Annotated in this window: 7 protein-coding genes; 3 read left to right on the forward strand and 4 right to left on the reverse strand. The window is 57.6% G+C overall.

Annotated elements, in window-relative coordinates; all coding sequences use genetic code 11:
- Positions 1 to 126: 126 nt before the first annotated feature.
- Together katG and H6F75_RS21825 are read right to left on the reverse strand one after the other, a co-directional pair.
- Positions 127 to 2,454 (reverse strand): catalase/peroxidase HPI, encoded by a 2,328-nt coding sequence (katG, locus tag H6F75_RS21820; RefSeq protein WP_199304064.1) that lies wholly within the window; start codon positions 2,452 to 2,454, stop codon positions 127 to 129.
- Positions 2,455 to 2,547: 93 nt separating this feature from the next.
- Positions 2,548 to 3,108, reverse strand: a complete 561-nt coding sequence (locus H6F75_RS21825) for a redoxin family protein (RefSeq protein ID WP_190754550.1) — start codon at positions 3,106 to 3,108, stop codon at positions 2,548 to 2,550.
- Between the two features lie 438 nt (positions 3,109 to 3,546).
- Between H6F75_RS21825 and H6F75_RS21830 the strand changes: the two genes are divergently transcribed.
- The 3 genes from H6F75_RS21830 (at position 3,547) to H6F75_RS21840 (ending at position 9,580) form a co-directional block, all read left to right on the forward strand.
- The gene (locus tag H6F75_RS21830; protein WP_190754551.1) at positions 3,547 to 5,646 is read left to right on the forward strand and encodes an FAD-dependent oxidoreductase; all 2,100 of its coding nucleotides are present in this window, start codon (positions 3,547 to 3,549) and stop codon (positions 5,644 to 5,646) included.
- 321 nt (positions 5,647 to 5,967) lie between these two features.
- Complete coding sequence (gene clpB / locus H6F75_RS21835) at positions 5,968 to 8,583, forward strand: ATP-dependent chaperone ClpB (protein ID WP_190754552.1); 2,616 nt, start codon at positions 5,968 to 5,970, stop codon at positions 8,581 to 8,583.
- Between the two features lie 358 nt (positions 8,584 to 8,941).
- The gene (locus tag H6F75_RS21840) at positions 8,942 to 9,580 is read left to right on the forward strand and encodes a late competence development ComFB family protein (protein ID WP_190754553.1); all 639 of its coding nucleotides are present in this window, start codon (positions 8,942 to 8,944) and stop codon (positions 9,578 to 9,580) included.
- Between the two features lie 140 nt (positions 9,581 to 9,720).
- Here H6F75_RS21840 and H6F75_RS21845 read toward each other — a convergent pair whose 3' ends face one another.
- Positions 9,721 to 10,956, reverse strand: a complete 1,236-nt coding sequence (locus H6F75_RS21845; RefSeq protein WP_190754554.1) for a tetratricopeptide repeat protein — start codon at positions 10,954 to 10,956, stop codon at positions 9,721 to 9,723.
- Complete coding sequence (argH, locus tag H6F75_RS21850) at positions 10,956 to 12,350, reverse strand: argininosuccinate lyase (protein ID WP_190754555.1); 1,395 nt, start codon at positions 12,348 to 12,350, stop codon at positions 10,956 to 10,958. Before argH ends, H6F75_RS21845 begins: the two co-directional genes overlap by 1 nt.
- Positions 12,351 to 12,353: the final 3 nt, after the last annotated feature.

The raw sequence follows: 12,353 nt of genomic DNA on the forward strand, positions 1-12,353 counted from the left end.
CCGCGAGTCAGGGCTGTAGGCAGCTTTGGCGTCAAGCCTTAAAGAGAGAGCTGCGCTTCAAGACGAGTTGAAACGCAGCTCTCATTTCTGCCTCTGACCTCTAGCTAGCGCAGCCTCACGCTAGGGTTAGAAACCGCGCGTAGAGGTTTCCGCTAAGACTGAGCGCAGATCATAGCGATCGAGGTTCATCACCTGGTCCCATGCCGCCACAAAGTCATTCACAAACTTCTGCTGCGAGTCCAAAGCTCCATAGACTTCCGCCAGGGCGCGGAGCTGCGAGTTTGAGCCAAAGATCAGGTCAACGCGAGTAGCGATCCACTTTTGTTGGCCGGTCTTGCGATCGCTGCCCTCAAATTCATACTCATTCTCAGAGGTTGCCTTCCAGGTCACCCCCAGGTCGAGCAGGTTGACGAAGAAGTCGTTGGTTAGAGTTTCAGGGCGATCGGTGAAGACGCCATGCTTATACCCGCCAAAGTTTGCCCCCAAAACGCGCAGGCCACCGACAAGAGCCGTCATCTGAGGAGCTGACAGGCCCAGCAACTGCGCCCGATCGATCAGCAATTCTTCAAGGGATTCGCTGTGCCTACCGCTCGTGTAGTTACGGAACCCGTCTGCGGTCGGCTCCAGGGGAGCAAAGGATTCTACATCCGTTTTCTCTTGGGTAGCATCGGTGCGTCCTGGCTTGAAGGGCACCGTCACGTCGTGACCGGCGGTTTTCGCCGCCTGCTCAATGCCGGCGCAGCCGCCTAGCACGATCAAGTCTGCGATCGAAACCCGCTTGCCGCCCGACTGTGAGTTGTTGAACTCCTGCTGAATGCGCTCCAGGGTTTGCAGCACCGTGGCCAATTGCTCGGGCTGGTTGACCTCCCAATTCTTCTGAGGCTCCAAACGAATGCGGGCCCCGTTTGCCCCACCGCGCATGTCAGAGCAGCGGAACGTGGATGCCGACGCCCAGGCGGTAGAAACCAGTTGGGAAACCGACAGCCCTGATTCAAGGATTTTAGCTTTGAGCGCGGCGATATCCTGCTCGTCAATCAAGTCATGATCAACGGCGGGGACAGGGTCTTGCCACAGAAACTCTTCCTGGGGCACCTCAGGGCCGAGGTAGCGCGATCGCGGTCCCATATCGCGGTGCGTCAGCTTAAACCAGGCCTTGGCAAACTGCTCTGCGAACTCGTCTGGGTTGTCGCGGTAGCGCTGGGCAATCTGGTTATACGTGGGGTCCACCTTCATGGACATGTCTGCGGTGGTCATCATGGGAGCGTGCCGCTTCGACGGATCGTGGGCGTCGGGCACCGTACCCGCGCCAGCATCGCCCTTGGGCTTCCACTGCCACGCGCCAGCGGGACTCTTAGTCAGCTCCCAGTCATATTTGAACAGAGTTTCGAGGTAGCTGTTGTCCCACTGCGTCGGCGTGGGGGTCCATGCACCTTCGATACCGCTAGTGGTCGCATCGACGCCGACTCCCGTGTTGAAAGCGTTCTTCCAACCCAGGCCCTGATCGACGATGGTAGCCCCCCCCGGCTCAGGCCCGACGTGGGTTGTTTCGCCCGCCCCGTGGCATTTGCCGAAGGTATGGCCACCCGCAGTGAGGGCGACGGTCTCCTCGTCGTTCATCGCCATCCGCTTAAAGGTTTCGCGAATGTCACGCCCTGAGCCCAGCGGGTCAGGCTCGCCATCAGGCCCTTCTGGGTTGACGTAGATCAGGCCCATCTGAACGGCAGCGAGGGGGTTTAGCAGCACGCGATCGCCTTCATAACGCTCATTGCCGAGCCAGGCTTTTTCGGAGCCCCAATAGATGTCTAGCTCTGGTTCCCAGACGTCCACGCGCCCGCCCGCAAAGCCCAACGTTTTGAAGCCCATCGATTCCAGGGCGCAGTTGCCGGCGAAGATCATCAGGTCGGCCCAAGAAATTTTGTTGCCGTATTTCTGCTTAATTGGCCAAAGCAGCATGCGTGCCTTGTCAAGGTTGGCATTGTCGGGCCAGCTGTTGAGCGGCTCAAACCGCTGGCTACCCGAACCCGCCCCACCGCGGCCATCGCCAATCCGATAGGTGCCGGCGCTGTGCCACGCCATCCGAATGAAGAGCGGCCCATAGTGACCATAGTCGGCGGGCCACCAGTCCTGTGACGTGGTCATCAGCTCATAGATATCTGCCCTGACGGCCGCTAAATCAAGACTTTTGAAATTCTCAGCGTAGTTAAAGTCCTCTCCCATCGGATTGGCCTTGGCTGAGTGCTGATGGAGAATGTTCAAATTCAAAGCATTCGGCCACCACTCTTGGTTCGAAGTGCCAATCCGAGTTCGAGGTCCAGACAAGACAGGGCATTTGCTGGTGCTACTGACGGCATCGGATGTCGTCGGCTGGGGCGTACTGGCCTCGATCTTTTCTGCGCTACTCGATGCCAGGACAGATGATATGGCTCGCCAAATTTCCATTAGCTTGCCACTCATTGGGAACGGACATCTCATTTGGCTACTCGTCATAATTCCTTTCCTGATTGTGGTTTAGGTGAGTTTGTTTCTTCTCTGCGTAACTATCTTTTTTTAGGTAGAAAGCATCGTTCGCCACATCTGCATCAGCACAGCCGTCTGCTCCGGCTGCTTAGCTTCTGGATTGATATAGTTCAACATCGTCTCAGCATTGGAAACCATCGGCATCGCCTCAAAGCCCTCTCGTTCGACAAACATCTTTTCGATCACGCTATCTTTTACGAGCATGGAATAGCGCCAAGATCGGTATCCCATCCCTTTGTCAAAAAGGTTTACCATCATCCCCATTTGGCGGGTGAAGTCACCATTTACATCGGGGATAAAGCGCACCTGATCGGCTCCTTCTGCTTGGGCCCAAGCCGCTAGCGAGAACGGATCATTTACCGAAATGCAAAGAATTTCGTCGACGCCGTTCGCTCGAAAAACCGTGGCAAACTCGTTGTAGGCTAACAGTTGAACCGGAGAATGTGGGCAGGCAAAAGCTCCCGGCACTGCAAATGCCACCACGGTTTTGTGATCAAAAAGATCCGCCGTCGAAAGCTCGTACCCGCCTACCTCTGCAAACATTCGAAAGGTGACTTGAGGGACATGCTGGCCCTCATAGCTGAAAAACATGTGCCCAGCTCCTTACTCGCATTCAATATCAGTTAGGCCCTTCTTAACTAAGAGATTGATGAGTAGAGTGACTGACTCGTTAACCAACGACTTGCGCACGACGTTGGCAAAAACGGTCAAATCTATCGAGTTGGCCCAGCATGGCTGGAGTTTGACTGAGTACTAGTCGGGTTCACAAACTTGAGTAGGTATTAAGTCATACTCACTACGAGTTTGCATACTGCAAGCTTAATCAAGCAAAACTGCTCTAGGGGGCTAACGGTAAAAGTGTTTTGCAACACGTAATATCTCTACAAAATGAAATCTGTCTACAGTTAGGTGCGTGCCACATCTCTACATTCACCTTTATCGATGCCGAACCTCTCGCCACCTATAGCCGAACCTTACAAACAGCCGATAAGCTAGAGGGTGCAATCGATACGCCCCCTTTGGTTTGCTATGAAACGCTTTTTTCGCGCCCTAACGGCTCCCCTTTTAGCCTCAACGCTGGTTGCCGGTTCCATTCCTTTCCCAATCGGCAACGCCCAGGCCCAGGAGTCAGTGTCGCCCCGCGTGGCCCAGCTGCCCCAAACTCCTGACGAGGTCGTAGAGTGCGAGCTGCTGATTGTTGGCGGTGGCCTCGCCGGTACCGCAACCGCCTACGAAAGCCTGATGATGGGCCACACGGTCTGCATGACCGAGCTGACCGACTGGGTAGGGGGGCAGATCTCATCCCAGGGCACCACGGCACTGGATGAGTCACGGGAGCAGCGGCGGCAGCTGTTTTATTCGCGGGGGTACAAGGAGTTGCGCGATCGCGTCGAGCGCAAATACGGCAAGCTCAACCCCGGCGGCTGTTGGGTGAGTGCCTCCTGCTTCTTGCCCGCCGATGCCAACGCCATCTTGATGGAAATGCTGGCCGAAGCCGAGCGCAAGGGCGGCGGCGAACTCAAGTGGTTTCCCAATACGGTGGTCAAAGACCTGAGCCTGAGCGCCGATGGCACCCAGATTGAAGAGGTCGTCGCGATTCGCCACAGCCCCGCACCGGGCACCGCACCCCTCAACACCGACTTTCTCTCCGAAATTATTGAAGACGCCTACACCTACGACGACTCAGCCCGCCTGTCAAAGGAGATTATTCAGTTTGTGCCCGCTGGCATCGAGCTAGAGCGGGTAGAAAATGCCCCCGATAGCAAAGTGGACTGGTTTGTGGTTGAGGCCACCGAGACCGGCGAGCTGATCGCCCTGGCCAATGTGCCCTACGAGCTGGGGTTAGACCCAAGGTCGCCCCTCAACCCTTCGTCGCCCGTGCAAGAGCGCGACCCCTACTGCACCCAGGGCTTTACCTACACCTTTGCCATGGAGCGCACCGCCGAGCCGCAGACCTACGATATTCCTGAGTTTTACAGCACCTATGCGCCCTACTACAGCTGGGAGCGCGAGCGCGACTCGCTGAAAACGGCCCAAGACCACTTCGACTTTGTCTTTACCTACCGCCGCCTGTGGAATGCCTCGCCCCAAACTGAGGCGAAAATCTCTGGGGTACCTCGTCCAGGTGTGGGCGACATCTCGATGCAGAACTGGACCTGGGGTAACGACTACCGCCCCGGCACCGAGCTGGATAACCTGATTTTGACCGAAGACCAGCTGGCGGCCAGTGGTCAGCTAGAGCCGGGCGGCTGGCTGGGGGGTCTGCGGGCCGACACTCTGCGCAAGGGTGAAGAGAATGCGATCGGCTTTTTCTATTGGCTGACCACCGGCACCACCGACTCGCAGATTGACGATTCTTGGAAGGAGCCTGAGCCCTATAACCGCTACCTGACTGGGCTAGATTCGCCAATGAATACGGCCCACGGCCTGTCGAAGTATCCCTACATTCGCGAGGCGAGGCGGATTATTGGTCGGCCCTCCTACGGTTACGAAAACGGGTTCATGATCAGCGAGGTCGACTTTTCGTGGAACGATTTTACCGCTGAGTTCTACCGAGAGAACCTGGATGAGGATACCTATACGTCCCTGCGTCGCTATCTGGCTGGTCTAGGAACGATAGATACCTTTGAGCCCGATGCTGACCCGAATACGTTCCCGATTCGAGCGCGATCGCGCCTCTACCCCGACACCGTGGGCATTGCCCAGTATGCGATCGACTTTCACCCCTGCATGGCTGACTACCCGGCAGAGGCTCCCGGCAACATCGAGCGCCCCGGCGTGCGTCAGGCCCACGGCCAGGCCTACCCTGCCCAAATTCCCCTGCGGGCGATGATTCCCCAGCGGGTAGACAACATGCTGGTAGCCAGCAAGAGCATCGCCGCTAGCTACAGCGCCGCCGCCGCTTACCGAGTGCATTCCTTTGAATGGTCGGTAGGGGCCGCTGCGGCTCACTCCATCGACTTCTCGCTGCGCAACGGGGTGCTGCCCTACGAGCTAGTGGATGACCTACCCAGCTACGAGCCCCTGCTCGACCAGCTGCGGACCGAGTTGCAGAGCAGCGGCAACCCGGTGCAGTTCCCGAATACCTCGATCTTTAACGAAGACTGGGGCAACTGGCGGCCCTGGTAGGGCGATCGCGCCAGTTATTAACCGAAGCTAGTCGCCCTTGAACGGCACTGCTCATTAGGGTTCAGAATCGCTCAAGATTCTGAACCCTAGTTTTTTTGAGGAACACAGATCCGAGAACAAAAGTATCTTGCCCGTGCAGGCAAGATGCCTACCCTACAGATTTTTGCGATTCACTTGGGATTACATAGAAGCTGGGATTCAAGCTGGAGACGGCAACCCGCCTGAGAACAATCGTGAACACCGATCCTGCTGGATGGGCCACTCTTCATACAATGCAACCATACAGAGATTCCTATGGAGTAACTCGAGAGAGCGAAGCCTATGCAACCCACCCAAAGCCAATTTACTGAAAAAGCCTGGGATGCCATTGTGCGATCGCAGGATATTGCCAAGCAGGCCCAGCAGCAGCAGATCGAGAGCGACCACCTGATGCTGGCGCTGCTCGATCAAGATGGTTTGGCCAGCAGCATTTTTGCCAAGCTGGGGATGAACGGGCAGGTGCTGCGCGATCGCACCGAAGCCTTTATCAACAGTCAGCCTAAGGTCTCGGGCAGTGGCTCATCGGTATACTTGGGCAAATCCCTCGATGCCCTGCTCGATCGCGCCGACCGCTACAAAAAAGACTACGGTGACGAATATATTTCTATCGAGCACCTGATTTTGGCTTACCCTGGCGACACCCGCTTCGGTAAAGCGCTGTTTCAAGATTTGGGCTTGAGCGAAGCCAAGCTCAAGCAGGCGATTCAAGATATTCGAGGCACCCAAAAAGTGACCGACCAAAATCCCGAAGGCAAGTATCAATCCCTTGAGAAATATGGGCGCGACCTCACCGACGCCGCCCGGAGAGGCAAGCTCGACCCGGTGATTGGCCGCGACGATGAGATTCGTCGCACCATCCAAATTCTCTCGCGGCGCACCAAAAATAACCCGGTGCTGATCGGTGAACCGGGGGTGGGTAAGACTGCGATCGCTGAAGGTTTAGCCCAGCGCATTGTCAGCGGCGACGTGCCCCAATCCCTCAAAGACCGCCAGCTGATCGCCCTCGATATGGGCGCCCTAATTGCCGGGGCTAAGTATCGCGGCGAGTTTGAAGAACGCCTCAAGTCGGTGCTCAAAGAAGTCACTGATTCCGAAGGGCAGATCGTTCTCTTCATCGACGAGATTCACACTGTAGTGGGGGCCGGGGCCACTCAGGGGGCTATGGATGCGGGCAACCTGCTCAAGCCTATGCTGGCTCGGGGTGAGCTGCGCTGCATCGGCGCGACGACGCTAGACGAATACCGCAAATACATTGAAAAAGACGCTGCCCTAGAGCGCCGCTTCCAGCAGGTCTACGTCGATCAGCCCACTGTGCCCGACACTATCTCCATTCTGCGCGGCCTGAAAGAACGTTACGAGGTGCACCACGGGGTCAAAATCTCCGACAGCGCCCTGGTAGCTGCCGCCACCCTCTCGACCCGCTACATTTCAGACCGCTTCCTGCCCGACAAGGCCATCGACCTAGTGGATGAAGCCGCCGCCAAGTTGAAGATGGAGATTACCTCTAAGCCCGAAGAGCTGGATGAGGTCGATCGCAAAATTCTTCAGCTCGAAATGGAGCGGCTGTCGCTGAAAAAAGAAGTCGACGCGGCCTCTATGGAGCGCCTGGAGCGGATTGAAAAGGAGCTGGCCGACCTCAAGGAGCAGCAGAGCGCCCTGAATGCTCAATGGCAGTCGGAGAAAGACACCATCGACAACATTCAGTCGATCAAAGAAGCGATTGACCAGGTCAACATTGAAATTCAGCAGGCCGAGCGCGACTACGACCTCAACCGGGCCGCCGAACTCAAGTACGGCAAGCTCACCGAGTTGCAGCGCCAGCTTGAAACCGCTGAAACCCAGCTAGCTGACACCCAAACCACCGGCAAAACCCTGCTGCGCGAAGAGGTGACTGAAGCAGACATCGCTGAAATTATCTCTAAGTGGACGGGCATTCCGGTCAGCAAGCTAGTGCAGTCGGAGATGCAGAAGCTCCTGCTGCTCGAAGACGAACTGCACCAGCGGGTAATCGGCCAGGAGGAAGCGGTAACGGCGGTGGCTGATGCGATTCAGCGATCGCGGGCTGGCCTCGCCGACCCCAACCGTCCGATCGCCAGCTTCATCTTCCTCGGCCCTACCGGCGTCGGCAAGACCGAGTTGGCTAAGGCTCTAGCCGCCTACCTGTTCGACACCGAAGAGGCCCTGGTGCGCATCGACATGTCTGAATACATGGAGAAGCACGCCGTCTCACGCCTGATCGGTGCGCCTCCGGGCTATGTCGGCTATGACGAAGGCGGTCAGCTTACCGAGGCGATTCGCCGCCGCCCCTTTGCGGTGATTCTGTTCGACGAGATCGAGAAGGCTCACCCCGACGTATTTAACGTCATGCTGCAAATTCTTGACGATGGCCGCGTCACCGATGCCCAAGGTCGCACGGTGGACTTCAAAAACTCCATCATCATCATGACCAGCAACATCGGCTCTCAGTTCATTCTTGACGTGGCCGGCGACGACGCCAAGTACGACGAGATGAAATCGCGGGTGATGGATGCCCTGCGAGGCAACTTCCGGCCCGAGTTTCTCAACCGAGTCGATGAAATGATCATCTTCCACGGATTGCTCAAGTCGCAACTGCGGGAAATTGTCAAACTGCAAGTTGCTCGGCTTGAAGTCCGGCTCGAAGACCGCAAGATGGCGGTGAAGCTGAGCGAATCGGCCCTCGATTTTCTGGCGGAAGTGGGCTACGACCCCGTCTACGGAGCGCGCCCGCTGAAGCGCGCCATCCAGCGCGAGCTCGAAACTCAAATTGCCAAGTCGATCCTACGAGGTGAGTTTGGCGAAGGCGACACCATCTATGTGGATGTCGAGAATGAGCGGCTCGCCTTTAAACGACTCAACGCCGACCTGCTAAAGGTCTAGGCTACCCAACACCCAGGGAAAGCGGCCCTCCCCTTTCCCTGGGATATAAACCTTTGAAACAAGCCGCAACATTTTGAAGGGCTACGGTTGCGCGGCTTTATCGGGGTTTGGCAATATAGCCCTATGGGCATTTTCACTGGCAAGGTTAGTATAGAGGCTCAGATATTCTTCAGTAGGTTCCCGGAATCTATTTGGGCATACTGTTGCTAGGGCGGTACGCCATTCAGTGCAGCTATCATCTGTCACACCTAATTTGATTTGTGGTTTCGGCAACGAGTGACTAAGCAGGAGCATCTTTATGGCAAACCAGAGTTTTCTGGCTTTGCACCGATTCATTCAATAGCAAGTGTGGTTCCCTATGAAAATTGATCACGACGTTCCAAGACATACCTACATGAATGTGATGGAACTGCTCGTCACCGAAGAGGTAGAAAAGCAGGTCAAAACCATGCAGCCCCGCATGCTGAAGTATCTCAAGCGGGTAGAAGTTGAAACCTATGCCCTTAACCGCTTGCCCTCGCTCTACGCTTCCAGTGAGAAGGGTCGGCAGCTTCAGTATGAAAAGGCCAAGCGAGAACTTCATAACCAGATTAAAAGCGCAGTTCGCCAAGCCTTTGCTGCTGTGCAGGTCGATCCGATTCGAGCGTCTGAGCCGCTACACAACAAGCAAGACGACGCGGCCAGTGTTGCCCTCAATGCCCTACGCGATCTGCTGAAGCAACCCGACCTCAGTTGGGATGGAGCGATCAATCGCCTGCGGTCCCTGCTTGGCCGTCGTGGCGACCAACCACCCACAGCCCCGGCTCAAGAGACATCGCACCGCACCCGCTACCGCAACGATGCTCCTGACGTGACCGCCACCGCTGACCCTGACCATAGCCACTACTGGCGGCCCGGCACCTACGGCTCTGAGGTCTCGTGGAAGAAAACCCACAATCCTGGCTCAGCCCAGGCAGGCCCTAACTTTGACTGGAACGACAACCGCTACTCCAAGTAGAAATGGCACGAAGCCGGCGATCGCCGCTAGGCGTTCGTGATTTCCAGATCAAACCTACACTCCAGCACAAAGTCACCTCTGTGCTGGCAATTTCTTCATCTCTTGGTACTCACTCCAGCGAATTTTCAGTGGCGCTACACCTACATAAAGCCCGCCTGAGCCAGCAATAGGGGTGAGATGCCCAAAGCGCTGACTCCTCTGCGCAGGCCGGCAGCCGTAGCAGGGTCGGTAACCTCATAAAGGGCGATCGCTTGCTTAAAGGCCTGCAGCGCCTCAGGCAACTGCCCCAGCTTAAACAGGGCTACCCCCAGGTTTTGGTGTGCTTCAGCATAGTTGGGGTTGAGGGCGATCGCCTGGCGGTAGGCGGCGATCGCCTCATCTAAATAGCCTCGGTTGCGGTGGGCGGTGCCCAGGTTATAGTGGGCGATCGCCAGGGTGGGGTCGGCCTCAATCGCCTTTTGAAACAATTCAATTGCCCCCTCTAGATCGCCCTGGGCCTTTTTCAGGCTGCCGTAGTTGATCCAAGCGCCCAGCTTGAGCATGGGGGGGACGGCCAAGGCTAGGGCGGCTTCGTAGTCGCTGGCGGCCTGGGTGGGTCGGTCGGCTAGAGCTAGGGCGCGGTGGTAGTGCAGCTCGTAGCAGGTCAATTCGTCCAAGGTGTCGGCCTGAGCTAGGGCGCGGTTGAGTAGTGGCAGGGCCAGTTCAGCCTGGTTAGACTCGACGTAGAGGGCCGCCAGTTTATTCAGCAGGTAGCCGTCGTTGGGATGCTCTGCCAGGTAGCCCTCCATGGCGGTGCGGGCGCGATCGAACTTGCCCCGCTCTACGACGACAGCCGGGTCATAGCCGGTGTGGTGAATGGCTACCTCGCCCAGGGTAACCACCTGCCAGCGAGCAGCCTGCGCTTGCAGCGCCGCTACACTGTCGTCCACAGTTTCGTGGTAGGGGCGGTTGAAGGTGATCTCGGGCAAGCGGCGAAAGCAGCGGGTGATCAGCGTGTAGGGTGCCTGGGGAGCACCCAGCTCCAGGCGCAGCAGGTTCACGGCCAGCACGTCTTCGGCAGCAATATCTCCCAGAGGTTGTCCCTGGTCGAGCTGTTGCAGCACCTGGGCGGTTGCGCTCAGCAGCACCTCGTCGGCGTCGAGCACCAGCACCCAGTCCCCTGTGGCATGGCGCAGCGATTCGTTGCGGGCAGCGGCGAAATCGTTTTCCCAGGCAAAGCGGTGAACTTTGGCTCCGTGGGATTGGGCGATCGCCACAGTGTTATCCACCGATCCGGTATCGACGACCACGATCTCGCCCACCACGCCCTGCACAGACTCAAGCGTGCGGGCCAGGGTGGCGGCCTCGTCCTTCACGATCATGCAGAGGCTAATCATCAGCCTTCTCCTAGGGTCTGGTTTGCCCGTGCGATTGCCTGGTGCACCTGGTCAAAGCCGGTGCCGCCGTAGCTGTTGCGGGCCGAGACCACCTGCTGAGGGGCGATCGCCGCGTAGATGTCGTCTGCAAAGGCGGGGTGAATGGCCTGCCATTCTGCCAGGGTCAGCTCCCGCAGCAGCTTGCCTGCCGCCAGGGACGTCTTCACCACCTTGCCCACTAGGTTGTAGGCCTCGCGGAAGGGCACACCCTTAGTGGCTAGGTAGTCGGCTACGTCGGTGGCGTTGGAATAGTCTTCGTTCACGGCCTGGCGCAGGCGGGGCACCCGGAAGTTGACCCCTTCGGACAGCAAGATGGTCATGGCTTCCACACAGCCGCGCACGGTGTTGACCGTATCGAAGATTGCCTCTTTGTCCTCTTGCAGGTCTTTGTTGTAGGCCAAAGGCAGACCCTTCATCATCACCAGCAGCCCCTGCAGATGGCCAAAGACACGGCCGGTTTTGCCCCGCACCAGCTCGGGCACGTCGGGGTTTTTCTTCTGGGGCATAATGCTGGAGCCGGTGGAGCAGCTGTCGTTGAGGGTGACAAAGCTAAACTCCTCCGACGCCCAGAGAATCATCTCTTCCGAGAGGCGCGACAGATGCACCATGATCAGGCTGGCGGCGCAGGCAAACTCGATCGCAAAGTCGCGATCGCTCACCCCATCCAAACTGTTGCCGTAGACTTTCTCAAACCCCAGCAATTCAGCGGCATACTGGCGATCGATGGGGAAGGTCGTCCCCGCCAGAGCACCGCAGCCCAGGGGCGAGATATTCACCCGCTTTTGCAGGTCGTGGAGCCGCTCCCAGTCGCGCTGGGCCATATCGAAGTAAGCGAGTAGGTGGTGAGCCAAACTGAGCGGCTGCGCCCGCTGAAGGTGGGTATAGCCCGGAATCAGGGTTTCCACATGTTCTTCGGCAATGCTCAGCAGGGTCTGCTGGTACTGGCGCAGCTGTCCCTGAATGGCCTCGATCTGGGCGCGCAGGTAAAGGCGCAGGTCGGTGCCCACCTGGTCGTTGCGGCTGCGGGCCGTGTGCAGCTTTTTGCCCACATCACCAATCAGCTCCGTCAGCCGCCGCTCCACGGCAAAGTGGATGTCCTCCGCCTCGACCCCAGGCTTAAACTCGCCCCGGCGGTACTCCTGGCGAATGGTCTCTAAACCGGTGACGATCTGTTCACCCTCCTCAGGGCTGATGATCTCTGTTTTAACCAGCATTTTGGCGTGGGCTTCTGAGCCGGTGAGGTCGTACTCAAGCAGCTGGATGTCGAAGCCAATGCTGGCGTTAAAGAGCGCGATCGCAGGATGCAGCGCTGTTTCAAAGCGCTGGCTCCAGGTTTGGGGAGAGGGCGTTTGCATTAT

This window comes from Nodosilinea sp. FACHB-131 (assembly GCF_014695395.1).
In the GTDB taxonomy this organism is placed as follows: domain Bacteria; phylum Cyanobacteriota; class Cyanobacteriia; order Phormidesmidales; family Phormidesmidaceae; genus Nodosilinea.

Coding starts and splice junctions, on each gene's coding strand:
- katG (WP_199304064.1), bottom strand. CDS start 2,454: ATGAGTGGCAAGCTAATGGAAATTTGGCGAGCCATATCATCTGTCCTG.
- H6F75_RS21825 (WP_190754550.1), bottom strand. CDS start 3,108: ATGTTTTTCAGCTATGAGGGCCAGCATGTCCCTCAAGTCACCTTTCGA.
- H6F75_RS21830 (WP_190754551.1), top strand. CDS start 3,547: ATGAAACGCTTTTTTCGCGCCCTAACGGCTCCCCTTTTAGCCTCAACG.
- clpB (WP_190754552.1), top strand. CDS start 5,968: ATGCAACCCACCCAAAGCCAATTTACTGAAAAAGCCTGGGATGCCATT.
- H6F75_RS21840 (WP_190754553.1), top strand. CDS start 8,942: ATGAAAATTGATCACGACGTTCCAAGACATACCTACATGAATGTGATG.
- H6F75_RS21845 (WP_190754554.1), bottom strand. CDS start 10,956: ATGATTAGCCTCTGCATGATCGTGAAGGACGAGGCCGCCACCCTGGCC.
- argH (WP_190754555.1), bottom strand. CDS start 12,350: ATGCAAACGCCCTCTCCCCAAACCTGGAGCCAGCGCTTTGAAACAGCG.